Source organism: Flexithrix dorotheae DSM 6795, assembly GCF_000379765.1.
In the GTDB taxonomy this organism is placed as follows: domain Bacteria; phylum Bacteroidota; class Bacteroidia; order Cytophagales; family Flammeovirgaceae; genus Flexithrix; species Flexithrix dorotheae.
The window spans coordinates 19,352-41,340 of sequence record NZ_KB903455.1 but is presented as its reverse complement, the minus strand read 5'-3'; the positions used below and the strand labels follow the sequence as shown (position 1 = coordinate 41,340).

12 protein-coding genes are annotated in these 21,989 nt (G+C 37.6%); 3 read left to right on the top strand and 9 right to left on the bottom strand.

The window, feature by feature from the left end; translation table 11 throughout:
• Complete coding sequence (locus A3EM_RS0124575) at positions 1–726, top strand: pseudouridine synthase (protein WP_020530910.1); 726 nt, start codon at positions 1–3, stop codon at positions 724–726.
• On the opposite strand, the gene sov is transcribed toward A3EM_RS0124575, so the two are convergent.
• The 3 genes from sov to A3EM_RS0124560 form a co-directional block, all read right to left on the bottom strand.
• Positions 715–8,121: a T9SS outer membrane translocon Sov/SprA gene (gene sov / locus A3EM_RS43580; RefSeq protein WP_020530909.1), complete on the bottom strand. Its 7,407-nt coding sequence runs from the start codon at positions 8,119–8,121 to the stop codon at positions 715–717. The two genes, A3EM_RS0124575 and sov, sit on opposite strands and share 12 nt — an antisense overlap.
• Positions 8,122–8,475: 354 nt before the next feature.
• The gene (gene ruvA, locus A3EM_RS0124565) at positions 8,476–9,072 is read right to left on the bottom strand and encodes a Holliday junction branch migration protein RuvA (RefSeq protein ID WP_020530908.1); all 597 of its coding nucleotides are present in this window, start codon (positions 9,070–9,072) and stop codon (positions 8,476–8,478) included.
• Between the two features lie 414 nt (positions 9,073–9,486).
• Complete coding sequence (locus A3EM_RS0124560; protein ID WP_020530907.1) at positions 9,487–10,569, bottom strand: DUF4837 family protein; 1,083 nt, start codon at positions 10,567–10,569, stop codon at positions 9,487–9,489.
• Between the two features lie 227 nt (positions 10,570–10,796).
• On the opposite strand from A3EM_RS0124560, the gene A3EM_RS0124555 reads away from it, so the two are divergent.
• Complete coding sequence (locus A3EM_RS0124555) at positions 10,797–12,707, top strand: T9SS type B sorting domain-containing protein (protein ID WP_020530906.1); 1,911 nt, start codon at positions 10,797–10,799, stop codon at positions 12,705–12,707.
• A gap of 171 nt (positions 12,708–12,878) precedes the next feature.
• Here the strand turns inward: A3EM_RS0124555 and A3EM_RS43575 are convergent, their stop codons facing one another.
• The 4 genes from A3EM_RS43575 to aroQ form a co-directional block, all read right to left on the bottom strand.
• Entirely contained in the window at positions 12,879–13,031 is a 153-nt protein-coding gene (locus tag A3EM_RS43575; protein WP_020530905.1) for a hypothetical protein, read from the bottom strand.
• Between the two features lie 201 nt (positions 13,032–13,232).
• A complete protein-coding gene (locus tag A3EM_RS0124545; protein WP_020530904.1) occupies positions 13,233–15,998 on the bottom strand; it encodes an AAA domain-containing protein in 2,766 nt (921 codons plus the stop codon).
• A gap of 27 nt (positions 15,999–16,025) precedes the next feature.
• Positions 16,026–18,470 (bottom strand): zinc-dependent metalloprotease, encoded by a 2,445-nt coding sequence (locus tag A3EM_RS0124540; protein WP_020530903.1) that lies wholly within the window; start codon positions 18,468–18,470, stop codon positions 16,026–16,028.
• 118 nt (positions 18,471–18,588) lie between these two features.
• Positions 18,589–19,005, bottom strand: coding sequence for a type II 3-dehydroquinate dehydratase (gene aroQ / locus A3EM_RS0124535; RefSeq protein ID WP_020530902.1), 417 nt, complete (start codon positions 19,003–19,005; stop codon positions 18,589–18,591).
• Between the two features lie 318 nt (positions 19,006–19,323).
• Here aroQ and A3EM_RS0124530 point away from each other — a divergent pair, with 318 nt between their 5' ends.
• Positions 19,324–20,526: an aldo/keto reductase gene (locus tag A3EM_RS0124530; RefSeq protein ID WP_020530901.1), complete on the top strand. Its 1,203-nt coding sequence runs from the start codon at positions 19,324–19,326 to the stop codon at positions 20,524–20,526.
• Positions 20,527–20,633: 107 nt separating this feature from the next.
• On the opposite strand, the gene msrA is transcribed toward A3EM_RS0124530, so the two are convergent.
• On the bottom strand, positions 20,634–21,266 hold the full coding sequence (gene msrA / locus A3EM_RS0124525) for a peptide-methionine (S)-S-oxide reductase MsrA (RefSeq protein WP_020530900.1): 633 nt from the start codon (positions 21,264–21,266) through the stop codon (positions 20,634–20,636).
• A 2-nt stretch (positions 21,267–21,268) separates the two neighbouring features.
• Entirely contained in the window at positions 21,269–21,970 is a 702-nt protein-coding gene (locus A3EM_RS43570) for a DUF1223 domain-containing protein (protein WP_044239713.1), read from the bottom strand.
• Positions 21,971–21,989: the final 19 nt, after the last annotated feature.

Genomic DNA, 21,989 nt, shown 5'->3' with positions numbered 1-21,989 from the left:
ATGTCCCACCCATTAGACATTATTTATCAGGATGATTACTTGGTAGCCATTAATAAGCCAAGTGGTTTACTTGTCCATAAAAGCGATATTGACAAGTATGAAGAAAAAAATGCCATGGAAATCCTGCGGGATCAGCTGGGTAAATGGGTTTACCCTGCCCATAGGCTTGACAAACCAACCTCAGGAGTATTGTTATTTGGCCTGGATAAGCAGATTGCAAAAAATCTCACCGAAATATTCACTAATAGGCAGGTAAAAAAAAACTACCTGGCGATCGTTAGAGGTCATACACCAACTGAAGGAGTGATTGATTATCCCCTACCTCCCTTATTCACTAAGAAAAAATCAACCACAGTTCAGAAGCAATCAGCTGTTACTTTTTATAAAAGGCTTTACACTACCGAATTACCAATTCCAGTAAGGCCCTATCCTACCTCCCGCTATTCCTTGGTTCAGGTATCCCCTGAAACTGGAAGAACCAGACAAATAAGAAGGCATATGAAACATATTTTCCACCCCATAGTAGGAGATACAGCCCATGGTGACGGGAAACATAATCAGATGGTAAGGGAAAAGTTCAACTGCCACAGATTATTACTACATGCCAGTTCATTAAAATTCATTCATCCTGTTTTGGATACCGAAATTACCCTAAAAGCACCTTTGGATAAGGATTTTAAAACAATTATCAATCAGATGGATTTTGAATATAATTTATTGGGTTAAGGCATATCTTATCTGTACACCAAATGCTGTGGTAGTTCTTTTATAAGAACTCGAAACTCTGGGATCATTTATGGTTCGCTCAAAATATAGCTGTATATTGGCCTGTTTATTAATTTGGTAAGCTACAGTTGGTTTAAACTGGAAGTTCAGATTTCCCTGTGTGACTACAGGAGCATCATCAATTTTTCGCTGAACAGTTTTGGTATCACGAATGGTCATAGCCAGCCTCATAGTTACATCGTTATTCAACACAATCTGAGAGCCAGTTCTTGTCCTGATTGGAAGTTTCATCCCCGCTTTTGTCATACCCAGATCCACTGTGAAATCTTTATTTTTTAATTCACTTACTTCAGCGTTATTCAAATTAAGCGCTACATCTCTTCTTGTTTTATAGTCAACTTTAATAGTCACATTACTTCTCGTCCGCAGATTCACCCCAATAAGCGGACTAAACTGTTCTGTCATCCTGACCTGACTCATAACCAGAATTGGAGCGATCCTGCCTGTTTCAGGATTTATCTGCGTACTATTGATATTTTCTATATCATTATTCAGAGTGAGAAGATCGGCATCATTTACATAAAATAAGCTTGAGGCAAAATTTCCCACTGCATATTCCGAAGAATAGCCGTGAGTAATGGAAACACTTCTGAAAACCTCTTTTAAACCAGCGACTTTAGATAAACCGTTGTAGGTAACCCGCCAGTTTGGCAAAGGAATTTTGGGAAATTTGGAAAGGTTACTTGTATTTTCATCCTCCCCGGCATAAGCCATTCTAAAAGCAGGAATTAACACATCAGGATTATTCAGATCCAGTGTATCTGAAATTCCTGCGAGACCAAGCCTTTCATAAACCACTTCTCTGTTAGCTACAAATTGATCAAATAATTCACTATTGTTATTGATATCATCTTTGCTGAAAGCAGTAGGCAACATGAAATAAGACATCGCAAACCCTCCAGACCTCACAGGAGTTTGGCTCATATAAACTGTATCCATTAATTCATCATCATATGCTTTTCGGTAATTTTCAGAATAATTATCCGTAACTGACTTTTTGGCTTCCAAAGTAATTTTAAAATCCTTTACAGGTTCAACATCGGCATTAAAGGTCAAATTCCTTAATCTATTTTGCAAAAAAGGATTATTCTGATATAAACTTTCAGAAAGGTAGCCTTTAGCAGCAGCTTCCTTCCGTACATTGGCATCCTGACTACCTAATAGAAAATCAATTCCGGGGCTATCCCATTGGTCATCAAAACCAAAATATTTTGGCGTTCGCATATAACCAGGTAGAATAGTTCCTGCTGATTCATTAAATGAGGCTTTGATACTTTTTACCGACATCAATAGACCTGCAAGCCCTTTTATTACTTTTTGTTCTTTTGGCTTTTCTTCGGCCTGTTTCTTTCTTTCTATTTCGGCATCAATATCTGCAATTTGTTGCTGAATCCTCAACTTTTTTTTCTCTAATCCTTTAGGTTTCACCTCCTCTGCGGGTTCCTCTTCCAGAGGTTGAACGCTTCTAATGGAATCCAGTAAAGTAGAATCTCCATCCACAAGTTTCAATAATCTTTTGGTCTCCTTTTGAGCCGCTTTTTCTTCTTGTTTTTTTATCTTTTCGTCAATCTTTCTTAATTTATCCTGAAGCTTTTTCCTTTCAAGTTGTAAGGGATCCTGCTGCCTGCCTCTTCCTCTTCCGGTAGTAACATTATATTTCTTCAGCCCGGGAACACTGTTATAGATTTTGTTCATATCAATCCGACCATTAACAGCAATCGTTCTGTTATTGGCAGCATTATTTCCCAGGGTATCGGCAATGCCTAATGAACCAGCCGTCCAGGTATACGTAGTATTGTAAGAGGCATCTCCTGCCAGCCAGCTGGTAAGTGGAATTTTGTCGAAAGGTATTTTATAATTTGCCCCAACACTCTGGGTAAACAATTTCATTCTTCCAAAATCTTTCAGATTACTAATAATCTGATCTCTTACACTTTCAGTAATTTCTCCAGGATTTTCATCAATAAGCGCATTGGCTACTGCATTGTAGTTCAAACCAAGGTTTTTGGATAATCCCCAATTAAGTGTATATGCCCGGTCAAAGTTGAAAACTTTTTCGTAAGTTGGAATAATTGGAGAAAGGTCTGTATTTCTATATTGAATTTTTCTGAAATTCCTCCGTAAATCAGCTCTTATCGCAATACTTGTAGGCACAAGATTCAAATTGAAGTCCTTTACCAGTTTGAGCCAGGGGGAACTGAGTCCTTCAGCGTTTTTAAAAGGCTCAAATGGTTTTGCTTTACTGTTAAAGCCATATACTGCACCAAGTCGCCATTGCCGATCAAGCATAGTAGCAATTTGAATATTTCTGGTAAAGGCATCACTATAAGAAGCGGAAAATGATAGATTTTCTATATCCCATACATTACTTTTAGCATCTTCACGCATTTTCTTTTTCCGCACATTGGTGAGGTTAATACTTCTTACCTCATATAAATCTCTCACCTTATCCAGATAATCCTGCCTTTCCTGCGGATCGTTAATGGAAGCAAGAGCAAGTTCTAAAGGCACATCCTCATCTCTGGGATCAAAGAACGGATCGGTAATACTTTTCTCATAGGCCACATACAAAGGCAGTGAAATACCAACCTTATTTAAAAGAATTTTATCCAGATTAATATTAGCATTTACATCATAGCTTAAGGTTTTTGATCGGGCTCTTTCAAATACTTTATCCTGAATTTGCCCAAAACCGTAGGTGTTATACCGCAATGAGGCATTCACCATGGCAAAATCGGCCAGTTTGGTATTTAAACTTAAATTAGTTGCCCATCCCGATGTCTGATCGAAATCTGTCACACGCAATTCATTAAACCAGACTATAGCTGACTTAGGCAAACCATCCCCTGTTCTTGGATTTTTCACCCCTAACATTACCGTTTGGACTCCGCTCAGCTCGGGGTTTCCTCTTACCGTAACCCTGTACTTTCCAATGTTTGGTCCTGGTGTAATGGGATATTCATTTTTACTATCACCTCCTACCCTATTCCGTTCAGACTTCAATTTATATAATTCTTCCAGTGCGATATCAATTTCATTACTCCTGGGCCATAGCGCTTCACGATCTGAGGCAGAGGTCCCCAATGGAGTCATTTCAAGAGGGACTTCTATCTGATAATAGTTTTGATTAAAATCACTTCCAAGCCTTATAAATGCGGTCAAATCCCCTTCATTTGTAGTTCTGGTTTCATCATGGGCATGGATTTCCATTTTCAAACGCTTGTAATTCACCAAATCCAGTGAAAAGGGTTTAAATATTGCCCTTGAATCCTTTGGCAGTAAATTATCCACTTTTACCTGAACCGATTGCTCATTCAAGGCTCTTGTAATGGTAGACGTAATGTCTAAATCTCTGTTAAAACCAGGAGGAAGATTATAAGCCACTGAATTTCCATCATTTTTATCCTGTCCATTTTCCTCAATATTTACAGAGCTTACAGCTAAAAAAGTCTGGTCATTATCGGGCACCTCATCCAAACCTGGCTCAAAAAGTTCTTCGGTAAATGGTCTCCATTGGGCTCCTACAAACTGAAATTGAACCATTCTCAATACCACAGGATCAGTCCATCCAGTCATATACATCCTAAGGAATTTAATGGACTTAAAACTCTGAATATTATTGACTGCAGTGGCTCTTTTATCTCTAAGCGGGATCCTAAATTGATACCAGGAGATGGCTTTACCTTCTTCTGTAACCGCATCAACCTGATCAACTACATAAGGGTTATCTGATATTTTCAACCTATTTCCTTCCTGGTCTAAAGGCACCTCATATTCAAAATATTGTTCAATATCCGAAAGTGTATTATCTCTGTTTAAATCTTCATTGTCGGGGAAAGTGGAGGATGAAGGCGTAAAATTTGACCCTGCATTTTCAGGAGAGTTGCCTTCAGGTCCATTAAAAGCCTTGTATCTTTCCAGAATATTAGAAGCAGTTTCATCATAGGAAGGATCCAAATAATATTTAAAATCATCGGCAGAGGGATCCTCGGCTATTCTCTGGACAATTTCCGGTGAAACGCCATTTTGCCTTAGTTGTTCCAGATAGTCAGCTCTTTTAATGGCCTCCTCATTCGTATCTGCTCCACCGCTACTCAACAACCCATCGAATCCCACATCCTGTAAAGTTCTGGCATTAGGGCCTACAGCAAAGGAATTAGTCAAATACTGGGTATTGGGCACTTTACCCCACACAGTAGTATCAGCCGTTTCTTCATCTGTAACAGGTAATCCGTTTTCAAAGAAATGCCTTTCATCTGGAATTAAATCTTCCGAAATATTACCCAGATTAAACACTAACTTTCCTCCAGTATTTCCTTCTGCTCCGGTAATTGCCCTGTCCTGATCGAATGGATCCATCAACCAGAATTCTATGTACTGAATGTTACTATTATCAAAATCAATGTCACTTGTAATCGCCCTGGTAACGGCTCCAAAATTATTGGAAGGGTTTTTTAATGAACCATCCGGATCTAAGTCCGGATTATAATTGTAAGGACCAATTTCTTCAGGATAATAGGCAAGATCGAAGGAAATTTCCGGAAGGGCTACCTGCCCTCTTTGTTTGTTGGGGAATACTTCATCAAATGGAATGTACCTCATGTAATGGTTTTCCTGAATTTCCTCTGTTACCCCAATAATATTATTTGTATTACTATAAAATGAATTATCAATAGTGTACCATGCTAATTTGGCTCTGCGATAATTTTTTTCCAATCCGGCTGAAGCCACCTGGTCATTGAGAATGGCCTGAGGGGTTGAACCCAAAACCCAGCTGGTTGGGCTTCTGGTAAGATCGTATGGCACTTCAGCTTGTTCAAAGTCATCAATATAGGAAGTCCCCTTATCTCCAACCAATAAACTTGGAACTCCCGGGACGATTTGAGCGAACTCAGCCTTAAGGGCAACACTCGACTGCTCCTTGGTACTGATAAAAGGCAACGCATCTACCATCTTGGTTAATAACCTGGAATCACTTCGGTAATCCACACCAAATCCCCACATGGTATTCCTCGTAGGCTCGTTCCCCACTGCGACTCTGGTAATGGTTGGGCGTTCATTCAAATGCAGGAAAGTTCCTGTAAATCTAATATCCTTGGTAAGCCGGTATTCCGCATCAAAACCCATGAGACTTTTCTGCCGAAAACTGAATAAATCTGCCCGTTCATATTGAATTCTGATCTCTTTTGCTGAGTTTAAAACTCCTTCATTTAAAATTCTTACCCTTCCAAATTGATAATCTACCGTAAAATCAACTCCTTCAGAAAGCACAGTATTCCCGGCACGAATCACTACCGAATTTTCGGCAATATTTATCCCTGGCAAAATGATCTCATTACTTGTGCCCGATTGATAACTACCCGTCATAAAATATTTATTCTGACCTGCTGTCTGGGTAGCATCATTTTGTGTTCCTCTATAAAGCGTATCAAAAACATACTGTTCTTTTAATAAGCCTTCATCCTCATCAAAAAACTTTTCTAAATGCTTTCCAAATGGTTCAAGCACCGGAAAAATAACTTTTCCATCCCTGGTATTGATGGTTACATCTTCCACATAGTCAAAATTACCATCACCGATTACTGTTCTCTCCTGAGTATCCGGGTCAACTTCAAATACAATTTCATTACTTTGATTCAACCGGTCGAGCCCCATGATGTTTACCAATGGAATATCCTTTATTCTTCTACCTTCATTCAAACTGGTTTTGTCTAGACGATTAAAATCATCCCGGTAAACCACCTTAAACTGGAAATTATCCCTCACCACTAGGTTAGTATTGAGTGAGTAAACGTTTTTCATCATTAAGTCCCAGGTAGGCAAATCAATTCTGATAGATGAGGGTCTTAACAGCTTAAGGAAAATGGTTTTATCATCCGTTAGGTTCTGATAATCTTCGGAAAGTTCTCCAACCTTAAAACTTTGACCTCTATAGGTATATTCGAAAGAAACTGCCAGCACTTCATCTGGTTTTAAAGGAGTTCTCAGGGAAATGTACCCCAATTGAGGATGGAAATAATACTCATCCTGATTTAATTTTCTGGCACTCCTCAATGTTTCAAATTCAGTTCCCTTTTCCAAGCCCAAAATTTCCAATTCCTGGCTGGTAGCATCAGAAACCCTTAGAGAAGGATTTTCTTGAAGTTTTTCAAAAAGTTTGTTGATATCATTATCAGCTGGTATTGGAGGTCCAGTAATCGGAATTTCATCATTTCTCCATTGAGGGTCATATGGGTAAGCCTCACCCAAATCTAGGAAACCAGTGACGCTTCTTAGGGTTTGCGTATCATTGTTCCTATTGGTTATATAGAGTTCCATTCTTGTAATGGTCACTCCTGAATTAATCACCGGAATATTGTTGAGTGAAGCTTCGTAATTATTTCGGAAAAATTGGGCTAAAAAGAAATTCCGGTTGGCATCGTACATATCTGCCCTAATCTCAAATTCCCTGTTTTGAGCACCATTTTTTATTACCATGGTCTCTGTACTACCCCGCTGGTTGGAAACAACAGCATCAATAAACAATTTACCGAACCGCATTTTTGTGGTAAATCCGAATAGGTTTTGAGCTCCCGATATCAAGCTGTTTCTCGAAGAAAAACTAACGTTACCCAATTGCACTTCCTGAATGATATCTTCTTCAAAGGCGGTATAGTTAATATTATATTTCTGCTCAAACTGGAAGGTATTCTTTGTATCAAAATTTGCATTCACTGAAAGTTTTTCTCCAATTTTTCCAGACAAAGCCATTCCAATTTGCTGATCGAAGTTAAAACCTCCATTTTTTTGTTGTCTGATCGGCAAACCCGGATTATTTACCCGCTGCCACAAGCCCCCAAAATCTAACACTACCTGACCATTCGGCTGAATGGTCACCTGATCTCCTCCAAATAACCTTTGTGCCAACCGGCCTAGTTTTATAGGGGGAATGGCCAGTCCTTCTCCTGTAAGATCATCCCCTCCATCCTGGGCAGAGGAAATTGTTTTCCAGTAGTCCCGAACCATTTCCCGGTATTTATATTCCTGGTATTCTTCAAATGGAATGGTTGATTCGGTTCGGTAATTATAAGGACCAATTTTTTCTGAGATATTATAATATGCTCCAGTACTATCTATGCCTATATCCAGACTTGAAGGAGGTTTTATTAAAAAGGGAGAGGGACTTTCATAACCTGAAAAGGGGTCTCCATACCGATCTCTCTGATAAGGAGGTAATGTTTCAGGATCGATTGTCACAGAGTCGCCTGCTGGATCCTGGGCATATACCATCTCATTACCTGAAATCCAGGTAATGGTTAAAATAGCAATGGAAATTATTTTAGTAATTCTAAACAAACCCGTTTTGAATTGATAGAAAATTAAAATTACCTACAACTTTAGTAGTTTAAGCACTTGCAATACATCAATCTGAGAATTTACCTCTAGCATTCAGGTTTTAGTGGTATTTCAGCTTTTAGATTTTTCAGCTTACTCTAAATTAAAAGCAATTAAAAAATTATACTTTTATCTCTGAAAAAATCCTGGCTCTCTAATTTTCATTATGCTTAAAAAATCAATTTACACTCAGTTAAAAAAATTAAAGCCGATACTTTAAAAATCGGATAAAATCATGATTTCATCCACCCAAAAATCCCCTTCACTTTTTCTCAAATTAAAAATTTTGTACTTAAAGTAATTTTAACTCATAGGCTAATTTGACTTAAGGGCAAGTTTGATGATTTCTTCCAAGGATAACTGGCTGTTGGTCCTTTTTAGTATAAGTCTAACGTTTTTCTCTGCCACATTTTTAGCTATTCCCAATGTAACCAATGCTGCAACTGCTTCCTGTAATATTTCCTGAGAGGGAGAAGCAGCAATTCCAGGAATCCCATCGATGGCAGTACCAGATTTAGTTACCTTATCCTTCAATTCCAGAATAACCCTTTGGGCAGTTTTAGCTCCAATTCCCTTTACTGATTGAATTGTCTTCACATTTCCAGAGGAAATCGCTTCAATCAATTCTTCCTTGCTCAGGGAAGAAAACATCATCAGGGCCGTAGAAGGCCCTATGCCTGAAATACTAATTAATTTTATAAACAATTCTTTTTCTTCGGCATCCACAAAGCCAAACAACACCTGCATGTCCTCCTTCACATGAAAATAGGTAAACAATTGGCATTGCTCTAATGCTTTAATTTTACTGAAAGTGCCAAGAGAAATTTTCACTTCATACCCAACACCACCGATATCAATCACCACAAAGGTAGGATCCTTTACAACTAATTTTCCACTTAGGTAATTGAACATTTTGGGTCTTTACGAATTATTAAAAAGTAATTTTGAAAAATTTACCGATTACAAATAAATATCCCTAAAAGGGACATTCCCATTCATTTTTGCACAAATCCGGGCATGAGACTAAAAAGTTATGATTATCCCTCTAAAAATGAACCCCAGAAGGGATTTACAATAAGACAAATTAGTTAGCCGCAGTGACATTAAAAGTGCAAAAAATGCTTGTATCCTAAAAAATTGAATCTGGTATTATCAATTAGCATAATCACTTTGTTCTACAACTTTTCCAAAGGTCCGGTTTGAAAAAATCCGTAACCTGCTAATTCCCAACCATATAATTTAAAAAACCTTTAATTCCCTCCTGTTTAAGGAAATTAAAGGTTTCAAATCTATAAATTTTATAATTATTTTAACAATATCTTTCACTTATCCCCTGAAATTTCGCAAAACTACTTCCATTTCACGCATATGTTCCCTTTTCCTCACACCCGGAGCAGAAAGGAAACCTTCCAGATAATATATTCTTCCTGAATCTTTATCATAAAACACATAGGCAAGAAAGGGACCTCCTACTATTGCCTCACTTAACCTCCATATTCCTCTTAATTCCACACCATACTTTCCATTGAAATTCACTTTTCTGGAAGAAACAGGAACAAGTTTTTCTTTAATCACATAATTATCGGGGGAATCCTGAACCGTATACTTTTTCATGATTTCCTCCCTCCATTGTAAAATATTTTCAACTTCAAACTGTTCCTCCGATTTATAGTCTTTATAGGAAATGACAATATTTTTGTCATAATCGTATTCCACATACCTTAACCAGACAAAATTCTCGGCTTCAGTATTTAAAGGCACAAATTTATACCCGGCTGGAACAATCATTTTAAAATTATGCTCCTCTGCCAGCGAAACCTCCAACTCCTTCTTTCTTGCCTTAAACAGCTTTCCAGCCACTCTTTGCCGCTCTCTATTGTTAAATACATCCTGGATCTTTTGTCTGTTTTCTTTTAAATGCTTAATAAGTGTAGCTTCATCCCTGGAGAAAAGATTCATGACGAGCTGCCCTTTGGCATACTCATTTTCAGAATTGGTCATAAATAAATTCTCATTATTTTTGATCTGCGCTATACTTTCTGGAGTAAAAAATTCTTTTAACTTTCTCGAGCCGGCAGTATTTTCATCAAAGGTGGTCACAATAACTATGTTCTTATGCTGCCTCAGAAAACTCACAAAACTGTTCGGTTCAATATTCCTTACCGTAAACATAGCCTCTGGCTGGGGCAGCCCTTCTATTTTTTGAGAGAAAGTTTCCCTAATTTGATCTCCCAGTGCACCTTTCCATTTAACCGTATCTATTACCAGAATAATTTCCCCAACTTCTCCCTTGGCAGAAGGAAGCAAGCCTAAATCTTTTTCCTGTTTGGCACTGCATCCCCAAATAGAAAAAATGACCACAAATGAAAATAAAAGTTGTCTGCTAAAATTATTTTTTAATAATATCATTCTAATTGTTTTTTGTGCTAATCAATTGCTTACAAAACTTTCCAGGCATCTTTAATAAAAATTAACTGAATAAAAGGTTTAAGCCAATTTCTATTTTTTAGTGTCTTATACTTTAAATGCACGTTTTTTGAGAAGTTACAAATATTTATCAGCATTTTTGATATTTGCAAAGAAACAGGAATATTCCCTGATTACATGCCGATTATCTGAAAATTTCAAATCATTATATGGGTATTAAATTTAATTGGACTGGCTTTTTTAAACTGACATTATTTTTTATTGGCCTGATCATGCTCAATAGCAATCACTTAAAAGGACAAACCTATAACTTTTGTTCGGATGGAGATACCATTTATGGCTGTGCCCCCTTTACGGTGACCTTAGAGTCCTGCGGACCAAATGATCAAAAACATAGCTTCTTTAAAAATGATCCTCCTGGAGATGATAATTTTTTTACTTATAATACTCCTCAAGCAAATCCATATGAAGTTATTGTATTTTATGGTACAGAAACTTATACCAGCTATGTAAAAGTAATAGAACCAAGATTCCCTGATTTTGAGGTATTTGCCTGTTCTAATTCTAAAGCAATTTTAAATATTACAGACACCTATTACGATGAGTACTTCATCGATTGGGGAGATGGAAGTCCTGAAGAAAAAGTAGCAAAAGGCACAAATCCTTCTCACAGTTATACCAATAATTTAACTAAAGAAATTACCCTGAGAGGTCATTTTCAAGCCATTAATGATAATGTAAACCTTTGTGGGGAAAATAAATTGGATTTCACTCCTTTAGCTACTATTCCCACCCCAAAGCTTGAAGCTATAGAAGTAAATAATGATACAGAAATTATAGCCAGATTTGCACAATTACAGGAAAACACTTTTTATCAGCTGGAAGAAAGTGTAAATGGAGGGGGTTTTAGTCCTATCCAGACCATTTCTTCTTCAGATATTGAGATTTTCTTACCGGGAAAAGATATTATAAATAATACTTTTTGTTACAGAATTTCTGCATATGATCAATGTGAAAAAGTAAATATCACCTCAAATGAAATTTGTTCCAACGATCTTTCTATTGCTGTGGAAAACGGTCAAAACCGAATTAGGTGGGCCAGAACAAATTCCTTCTCAAACTTTGAAGCTTATCTTGTGGTTAAAAATGGGGATACAGTTACCCAGTTTAATAACATCAACTTTTTGGTGTATGAAGACACTGCTGTACAATGTCTGGAAGAATATTGCTATCAGATTATCACCAGGCTCAAAAACGGGGCTGCAAGTATAACCCAGACGAAATGTGTAGTGGCTTCAAAATCCGGAGACCCTTTGCCAGAAGTGGAAAATTTATTTAGTACCGTTCAGGATGATAATATCCTTATCATTTATGATATTCCACAGGGAATAAAAGTAAAAAAGATTTCCATTCTCAGATCTGTTAATGGGGGACTTTACGAAGAAATAGGAAATCGTCCAAGTCCTTTTGTGGATTCTTTGGTGAATATTGATGAAAACCGCTATTGTTACAGAGTGGCTTTGGAAGATAGTTGCGGGAATGTGACTGAAAGGTCAAATACTACCTGTCCGGTTGTACTCACTGGTGAAAAAGCGGATAAAGATAATTTATTGAAATGGACAGCCTATGAAGGCACCACCGATTTAGAATATACCCTGGAATTTTTAGATGGAGAAGGAAATATTATCGGCACATCTCAGGATTTGGATAAAAACACACTTGATTTCATAGACCCTGTAAACCTGGAAGACAAGATTCTCAGCAGGTATTACAGAGTAAGGGTTAGTTTCCCCGGGAATAGATCTTTTATCTCCTATTCTAATATAGTGGAAATTGAAGAAGACATTGATGTAAGGCTGCCAGATGCGTTTACCCCAAATGGTGATGGCCTAAATGATATTTTTCAGGGGAGTGGTTTTTATGTGGATACCTTCAATCTGAAAATTTATAACCGATGGGGCGAATTATTATTTGAAAGCCGAAACATTGAAAAAGGCTGGGATGGAACTTTTAATGGTGTGGATGCTCCGGCTGGTCCTTATACTTTTATAGTTTCTGCTACAAACACATTAGAAGACAAACTGGAGAAAAAAGGCATGTTATTACTCATAAGGCAATAACTTCCAGACGTTTAAGGATACAAAAAAAAGCTTTACCTCTTCAGGTAAAGCTTTTGTGTTTAAGTAATATAAGTAGTAACAAAACAAACGAAAAACAGAGTATATTACTGGAAAAGTTTAATGGTTAGTGATTTCTCAAATAATTGATCAACTTAATAAGCCTTTTCCGTATTAGTTATTTTTTTGTTTTATTGAGTTTTTTATATCCGAAAGTTTTTTCCTGATCTGATCCAAATCCGTTTTGGATTGTGTAGCAAAAATTTGCGAACTTACCTGAAAATATTCTTTTAACAAGGTATCGTTTTTCTCCTGAGGAAAATTCATGTCTGTTAATTTAAAGTTTAGTTTATTAGAGTTTTTGTTAGTTCTGAGATTATAAACATTCAAATTCAAATCCAAAGTTTTGGTATTTACACTTGTTTTCGTTTTTGCGGAAATTCTAAATGTAATGGAATGGATGATAATGAAAAATTATGAAAGGAAAATTGTGCGAACATTCATTTACCTGCCTTAAAACCCAATGTTTTACTCAAAAAAACCGGTTATAACCTCAGAACATTCCTGTCTGTGATTTTCCCAACGGAGGTAAGTTAAAGGCAAAATTTGGAGGCCTGCTCTTTGCAACATCTGATATCTTTCCAGTTCGAAAGGATGAGCATACACTCCGGGATAGCCAATCAGGTCAATTCCTAATAATTTCCCATCTCTTTCCAGAAGCAAATCAATATTTAATCCGGCAATTGGATAACCTATAAAACTATTAAAACCAAGATTTTTAAAATAACCTGAAACTTCATTGGCAAATTCACATGAAAGTAAATGAGAAGCAATTAATTTTTCTGAGTCTCCATTTTTTCCAAAATAAGATGCATGTTCAAGATATTTTTTCAGGTGGCTGTTTGCAGGAATTTGCTCAGGTGAAGTTGAAATAACCACAAACTGCTTAACCCTTGCACGGGTAACAGCCACATTGAAAATATCATCCTTATTTAAATGGGTAAAAGTACCTCCACTGGCTGTTTCATCAAATACAAAGGATAAAAACATCATATCGCGCTCTTCTCCCTGGAAAGAGTGGGCTGTGCCAATGGCAATTTCATGCTTTTCCATTTCATTAATCTGGAGGTTCTTGTGGAACAAATTTGCAATGTAATCTACCTGATCCCGGAAAGGTGATAAAATACCTATGGAATGACAGACTTTTTTACTCAGGTGATCCTCCTGATCAATTATTTTTTGCACCCTGGCCAGTATCCAGTTGGCTTCTGTTACATTCACTCCTCTTTTTTCCCTTTTTCCGTCCAATTGAATCACCTCAACCGGATTTTTCTTTTCGGAAATAGGTGATTGTGTCATGACATGCAAAGCATTATTATAAAAAGTCTGATTGCTATAGGAAATAATTCCAGGCAAACTTCTATAATGCTCATCCAACATCACCACCTGTTCCTGATTACTGATTACTTCATTGACCAGATCAAGTACACTTTTTTCTCTGTAATTGAACCTTTCTGTTTGTGGAAAAGACAATTTGTGTTTTTCAGCCAAATGAGTTTGCCTTGTCCTGGCTAAAAATGAAACATGTCTCAGTTGGTGAGGGTCCCCTGTAATTACCACTTTTTTGGCCCGTTGGAAAATGGGCAAACAGGAAGGAATATCACATTGGGTAGCCTCATCAATTATGGCCAGATCGAACAATTCTTTATGCATTGGCAACACATCATAAACATCAGCCAAATTGACAAGCCACACCGGAAAAGCTTCCAGAATAGTGCTAAAGTTTATGGTTTTCATCAAATCTTCCTGCTTTCCATCCGTTCTTGCCCGAATGGCACTCAGAAAGGTATTCAACTGATTCCGGTGGTTCCTTACACATTTGTTTAAATTTTTCTGGTAACTACTTTTCAAAAGGCCAGAAATCAGCGCACTCCTTTTTTCCAATAAGTTTTCTATGGATAAAATAGATTCCCATAGGGGGTGAGATTTTTTTATACCATTTTCAATGAGCGTATTCCTGATATTATTAATGAAACGAATTAGGAAATTTTCATTGGTTGACCGATTGGTAATAAAATGGGTCCATTTCAATTCCCTTTTCGATCTTCTGGTAAAGGTTTTTTCCAGCTGTTCAATCTCCCTGTCTATATTTTTCAGTTCTTTATTTGCTTTATATATCCCCTTTTCAAGGGCCTTTATTTCTGCCATTTTGGAGATTCCTGAAAGCAGGTTCTGAAGAAATTGTTTTAAGTCTTTCAGATAAACACTCCTGCCTGCCCGCATCACACAGCCATCCAGCCCAAGGTTATTCTGGATGATATTACCAATCACATCCACTGCATGATCCATTCTGGAGGCAATCAGCACAGACTTCCCTCTCCTGATATGGTCGATAGCCAAAGCAGAAATTGTATAAGATTTTCCAGTGCCGGGCGGGCCGATTATCAGGTTGAGGGTATTTTTTTGAGCTGAGGCTAAGATTTTATTTTGGGCATTACTAAGCACTCCGGGGAAAAGAATTTTTTCCACATTTCCATTCTTATGATTTGAGCCTAATCCTATGCTTGTTTCTCCTAAAACTTCTCTTAATGGGGATGATAATTTATCCGTTTGGGAAAGTGCCTGCAATTCATTTAATACGCCTCTGGTATCACGTGAAGAACCCTGAATACCCACTACACTGGCTGGAAAGAATTTCAGTGCACTCCCCCGCTTTGCCGCCTGAAGTTTGGAATTACTGACCAAGGATGGATAAAGCAGAGATTCTTCAAAATCTACCTGAGGCAATAACTTTTTCAGTTCAGCCACCAGGATTCCTATGTTTTCAAAAGTAATTTCCTGTTTGGGTATTTCTTTCAAAAAATTTTCAATAGAAATATCTTCCTGTTTATCGCTCAAAAAACTTAAAAGAGGAAGATTGACCTTTCTATTTTTAAAATCAATATTGACATAATAAAACTCCTCATTTTGAGTAATTTGGGCTGGATAATAGAATAAAGGCGCACAAATATTTTGTCTCCCCGGAAGTTCAGAGCCTGTTTTGCCTGCAATGAAAAATGAATAGTAATAAAGCTTTTTTTCCTTCCGGTATAACTTTAAAATCTTTGAAATTTTAATCGCCTTTCTATCCTCAATATAAACCTTAGGGAAAAAACCATTAACCAGTTCTTCCTTTTCCTTCATGAAATACCTTTCTTCAATTTTTTTATCGAAGATATTCCATATCGTTTGCTCTCGCTGGTCGGCAATGTAGCACTCTCTCAAATATTTAATTATCCGCTGAGGTTCTTTCATAAAAAGCTAACTGAAAATAGCTGAAATTTATTTCCACCCACAAAGTTTATCCATTCCAATCGGTGAACCATCTGGTGGGGAAACTGGTTGGGGAATTTTTACAGCAGATGGATTTTCAAGGAATCTTGATATTTCAGTAGTGATGTAGGCATAAAATGGATTGGTACCTATTAAATTTCTACTTATCCAAAAATCCTTAATCCTGATTAAAGCATTCATGGCAATAGCCCTCACTTCATAGTGAGCAGCTTTGTTCTCAGATAAATTCATTAATTCATAAATCAGCAACCCGGCTGTCATTTTCTGCAAACTACTCTTCTTTAAATCACCTGAAAAAGTTTGCTTAATAAGTTTTTCCACTACTATTTCAAATCCTGGCAAATCATTATTCCTATCATGGAATTCTACCAGTCTACCAGCCCTTTCCGGGTGTAACAATAAAGAAATAGAGGCTTGTGCAGCTGATTCTGCGGCAGCAACCGGGTCAAAAGTTACGCCATTCCTGGATTTAAAAGTTTCTCTTGATCGCGGGTAACCCACCGGACGAGGGGGAATCTTTTGGATTAATTCTTCAGGAATAGCCAAAGCTTCGGGAGTTAGTGTTTTTAATAATGCTTCTAAAGCCTTTTCCTGAGCCTCAGCAGGCACCATTTCTGTAATCACCTGTCCGTCCCCTTTGATGGCAAAACTGTATTGTAATCCACCCAAAATTTTGGATACCGCTTCCACCTGATAGCGATGCATCATATAAACCGGCACCAGACTTTCTTCTAAAGTAGCCATTGGGGCACCATTTCTAATGTTTTTCTCAGAGAAATCAGCCAGTAACTTTGCTCTGATTTCCATCAATCTGTTTAATTCTTCTACTGCATCTTCACCATTGTCCCATAAATGTGCTGTAGGATGAGCACCTCCTGTAGGTCGGGCATCTGCATCAGAAATAAATGTAAAGCCATTGTTTATATAATTGGAAATGATTTTATCTAATTCTTCCTTATCATCCTTTCCCTCAGGAAAATCCTGATAACCATAAGCAATAGTCACTTTATCCCAATCCCCTATTCCCACCGCATAGGCTTCTGAAAGGTCAATACGTCCATCACCCTTTAGCTTAAAATAAGGATGAGGGTAATCCATCACCGAAGCCCTGTCTTTGGGACTTGCGGCAAAATTGTGCATTAACCCTATGGTATGGCCAACTTCATGCGCAGAAAGTTGTCGAAGCCTTGCCAAAGCCATTTCCTCCATTTCTTTAGAAACCGGTTTTCCTTCTTCATAGGGCGCCAAAAGTCCTTCTGCAATTAAAAAGTCCTGTCTTACTCTTAAGGAACCTAAAAGCACATGTCCTTTTATAATTTCACCAGTTCTGGGATCAACCACAGAACTACCATACGACCAGCCTCTGGTAGACCGATGCACCCAATTGATCAGGTTGTACCTAACGTCCATGGGGTCAGCATCTTCCGGAAGCAGCTTCACCTGAAAAGCATCTTTGTATCCTATGGCTTCAAAAGCCTGATTCCACCAGGCTGCGCCTTCTATTAAAGCAGATTTTATGGGCTCTGGAGCGCCCCTGTCAAGATAATAAATGATCGGTTCAACAGCTTCACTTACAGCTGCATTCGGATCTTTCTTCTTCAGCCTGTGACGCACAATAAATTGTTTTAAGATAGGCTCAGAAATGGGTGTTGCATAATCCATGTAGGAAATCGGGTAATATCCCGACCTTGGATCAAACGCTCTTTTTTCATAGTTATCATCCGGGAGCTCTACAAAGGAATGGTGCTGTCTTACTGTCACTGCACCTGGAGTGGGTGTAACCGACCTGATATAGCCTCCGGTTGGTTTTCCTACAAAGGTTAAAATGGCTTCAAACTCAGAGTTTTTGGGAAAACTTTTTGTTCCTGGCAGATACATGGCACTTCTTGATTCATTCAATTGATAGGATCCCTGATTTGATCTTTTTAACCTTCCTGCTACATCATGGGCATCCTGAAAAAAGAATTTTGTAGCATCTACTAAAACTTTCCCATTTTCTTCCAGATCCACTTCAAAACCCCATAAAACCGATTGGGCAAAAGCTTCTTCCACAGCTTTTCTTTCCTCGGGATTATCACTTATGGCTCTATACTTATAATTGGGTTGAATAAGCAAAACTTTAGGCCCTATTTTCTCAAATTTGACTACCCTTTCACTTCCCAATTGGTTCCTGTCCAATCCGATATCATTTGACCCCACTCCTGCAGTAAGGGAATTTACATAGAGAAACTCCGTATTAAATTCTCCAATTTCCAACCAGATTTTCCCTTTATTTTCATCCCAGTAAAAATCAAAAAAACCCGAAAACTTTTGCATACCAGCGGTATGATTTGCAATTGTTTTTTCAGGTTTCGGAGCTTCTTTCTTTTTCTGAGAAAAGGAAAATTGATGCAGGAAGCAAATGAGAATTATGATTATGGAAGTGGTATTCATGTTTTATTTATGCTATAAAAAAATTGAAAATACTGGTAGTTAATTGGCTGGTTTGGTATTACTGGTTACAGGTTTTTACAATTAAGCAACTCTATGGAAAAGTGATTTTTTTTGTCTCTTAGGGAATGAAATACTGAATACCTAAATCATATCCCTTTAAACCGAGTCCGGCAATCGAACCCACACAATTTTTACTCATAAATCCATGATGACGGAAGGATTCTCTCGCATGAACATTAGAAATATGTACTTCAATTACAGGGGTTTGAATACCCGCAATGGCATCGGCAATGGCTATGGAAGTATGGGTATAGGCTCCGGCATTCATCACTATGCCATCATAGCTAAAACCTACTTCATGCAATTTATCAATTAAAAACCCTTCTACATTGGATTGATAATATTCTAATGTGATGTCGGGAAATCTGGTTTTCAAAATTTTGAAATAGTCTTCAAATGTTTGAGTGCCATATATTTCAGGTTCACGCTTGCCCAACAAATTCAGGTTAGGTCCATTGATGATGAGTATCTTCATATTAAGTTTTAAAAATTTAGCAATTCAAGAATAAAAGCAAGACTTAATTTTAGAATTGGATTCCCCCTTAATCACTTATAAATAAATCTTTGCTAATCTACTTTTTGTTGGCTAATAAGCCAAGAAGTAGGATTATTAAATCAATAATTAGCAAATTCCCTTTTATATCAGGCGATTTAATAAAAATCAGGGAAACCAGAAGAAAGAAGCATTTATCCATCCTCAATTTGTACGCTCATAAATTTTCATCTTATTTCAATTATTTCTAATTTTAAGTAACCCTCAGCACCAATTTTTTAAAAGCATCAAATTCTTAAAATGAAAGATCATAAAAAACAAAACCAGAAAACTCAGGCATCCAGAAGAAATTTTCTTACTGCATTATCAGCCTCATCTGCAGGAATTTTAGCCTTACCCCTCACCCAGTCACATGCCAAGGTTTCACAAAACCAGGTTCCCAATGCCCCACTAGAATGGCGAAACAAACAAGCTGGAATGGCCTACAGAAAACTGGGCAGAACCGGAATGATGATTTCTGAAGTGGTAAATGGTGGAGACCCCGTAAGAAAGGGAAAAACCAGACCAGTAGAAATAGCAATGGAAAGAGGCCTGAACTATCTGGATATGGCTCCTGCCTACGGAAATGGCGAATGTGAAGAAACTTATGCCCAAATTATTGATAGTTCTTCCAAGCGGGAAAAGGTTTTTATGACCACTAAAGTAAGTGGATTTACAAGTGTAAGAAGCCAGTTATACCGTGATATTTATGATGGGTTGCCTTCTGCAAAACAGGAAGCTATTCTAAAAAAGGCCTGGGAAATAAGGGCAGCAAGAGGAGTAGATAAACCGGGATATTTCCTCACTTACTGGCCCGGCCAACAAAAATCAAATGACCCTACTTTCCTGGCCAATGCTATGGTAGAAGAATATGGACATAAAGTAGATGGTAGTCAGGCTTTTAAAGATAAAATTAAAACCTCAGTAGAAGGCAGTTTGAAGAGGGCCAAAACCGATTATTTTGATATCCTGATGTGTCCCCATGGTGCCAATTGCGCAGAGGAAGTACAAATACCGGAAATCAACGAAACTTTTGAAGAATTGAAAAAGGAGGGAAAGGTGAGATATCTGGGTGTTTCCTCTCACAATGATCCTGCTGGTGTATTGCGGGCTGCTACTGATGCTGGGAAATTTGATGTGGTGATGTGTGCTTACAATGTGATAAACGGAGGCTATCTGGAAGATGCCATTAGGCATGCTTATGATAACGGTGTAGGGGTAATCGCCATGAAGGCGGCTATGGCAGTGGCCACTCACCATGAAGCGATAAAACCTATCCCCAACTGGCGAATTGAAAAAGTAAACCGAATTGTTCCGGGGGAAATGAAAGCACCGGTTAAAGCCTATTTATGGGCATTGCAAAACCCAAAACTAACAGCAGTGATATCCAACCTCTGGGATGAGAATTTTATCAATGATAATTTTTCGGTGGTAGGCAAAAAAGTGGAATTGCAACCAGGGTAATGCACAATTTCCCTTTCACAGTTAATAAAAAAAAGCCCGCATTCCTAAAAGGAAAAGGGCTTTTGCACATGGTAAAGGGTTATTTTTTTATAGAATTGGTTTAAAAGTTATTGCTTCAAATCTTCTTTGAATGCTTTTCTGAACTTTTCCAACTTCGGTTGAATGACATACGAACAATAGCCCTGGTTTGGATTATTTTTATAATAATTCTGGTGATAATTTTCCGCAGGGTAATATTTCCCCAATTTGGTCACTTCAGTGACAATGGGTGATGGATAAGCTTTTTCCTCATTCAAAACCCCAATCACTTTTTCAGATATTTCCTTTTGGGACGCATTGTGGTAAAAAATAGCTGACCTGTATTGCGTTCCCACATCTGCACCCTGTTTATTTAAAGTAGTTGGATCATGCGTTTGGAAAAAAATTGACAACAGCTTTTCAAATGAAACTTCTTTAGGATTGTAGGTAATTTGAGCCACCTCGGCATGACCAGTTAACCCACTACAAACCTGTTCGTAGGTTGGATTGGCCACTTTTCCCCCGGTATAACCAGATTCTACTTTGTATACCCCATTTACTTCCTGAAAAACCGCCTCTACACACCAGAAACAGCCAGCTCCAAATGTTGCTTTTTCCATAATTTTTTTATCAAATTTTTTCACATCTCCTTTTATCTGCGAATTGGCTTCACAGGCAAAAAGATTAATTAAAATCAAAAACAATAAACTATTCTTTCCCATAATTACTCAATTTTTTCTTCAAGCTTCAACTTACTAACTCCTTTAACTTTCCAACTGTTTTTATCCTGAACAAAAACAATAAGTTCAGCATTTTGGAAATTAATATTCTTCGTTATAATTAATTTTTCAAATATTTCTTTTTCACTTTCTCTTGACTGAAACTGCCTGACTACATTATCATACCGGATAGTTCTTCCCTTATTTTCACCGCCCTGGATTTGGGTAATCAGTCCTTTTTCCACCAAAGCAATGCGGACCAAAGTATTCTTAAAATCTCCGGCAAGTCGAATAAGCAAATCCAGTGTTTGCCCTTTTTGGGCGATTTCCAGGTTCAATTCCACATCCGCAGTTTTGAAATCATTTCCCTGAACTATATCTGCCAGTTTCCTTCTATCTGAACCAACAAAATGAAGTTCCCCATTCGCCACAAGTTGCGGAGTATATACATTAGGGCTCCCCAAAATTTTGGCATAACTTCTTTGCCTTTTGGTGAATGCCGGATTTGCAAGTTTATCCTCCCATCCTAAATAATCCCAATAATCCACATGATAAGTTAAGACAAACACATTGGAATACGTTTCCTCTGTATTTTGTATGACTTCTGAAATTAAGACATCTGCAGCTGCACAACTGCTACATCCCTGAGAGGTAAACAATTCTAAAAAGACAAAAGAATTATCCTTATCCATGGCTTGTTGAGCCATGCAGCTATTCACTAAAAAC

What these genes read in the sequence shown, in the direction of transcription:
- A3EM_RS0124545 (WP_020530904.1), bottom strand. Translation starts at nt 15,998, where the DNA reads ATGAAAGAACCTCAGCGGATAATTAAATATTTGAGAGAGTGCTACATT.
- A3EM_RS43570 (WP_044239713.1), bottom strand. Translation starts at nt 21,970, where the DNA reads ATGGCTCAACAAGCCATGGATAAGGATAATTCTTTTGTCTTTTTAGAA.
- ruvA (WP_020530908.1), bottom strand. Translation starts at nt 9,072, where the DNA reads ATGTTCAATTACCTAAGTGGAAAATTAGTTGTAAAGGATCCTACCTTT.
- A3EM_RS0124540 (WP_020530903.1), bottom strand. Translation starts at nt 18,470, where the DNA reads ATGAATACCACTTCCATAATCATAATTCTCATTTGCTTCCTGCATCAA.
- A3EM_RS0124575 (WP_020530910.1), top strand. Translation starts at nt 1, where the DNA reads ATGTCCCACCCATTAGACATTATTTATCAGGATGATTACTTGGTAGCC.
- msrA (WP_020530900.1), bottom strand. Translation starts at nt 21,266, where the DNA reads ATGGGAAAGAATAGTTTATTGTTTTTGATTTTAATTAATCTTTTTGCC.
- A3EM_RS0124560 (WP_020530907.1), bottom strand. Translation starts at nt 10,569, where the DNA reads ATGATATTATTAAAAAATAATTTTAGCAGACAACTTTTATTTTCATTT.
- aroQ (WP_020530902.1), bottom strand. Translation starts at nt 19,005, where the DNA reads ATGAAGATACTCATCATCAATGGACCTAACCTGAATTTGTTGGGCAAG.
- A3EM_RS0124555 (WP_020530906.1), top strand. Translation starts at nt 10,797, where the DNA reads ATGGGTATTAAATTTAATTGGACTGGCTTTTTTAAACTGACATTATTT.
- A3EM_RS43575 (WP_020530905.1), bottom strand. Translation starts at nt 13,031, where the DNA reads ATGAATTTTCCTCAGGAGAAAAACGATACCTTGTTAAAAGAATATTTT.
- A3EM_RS0124530 (WP_020530901.1), top strand. Translation starts at nt 19,324, where the DNA reads ATGAAAGATCATAAAAAACAAAACCAGAAAACTCAGGCATCCAGAAGA.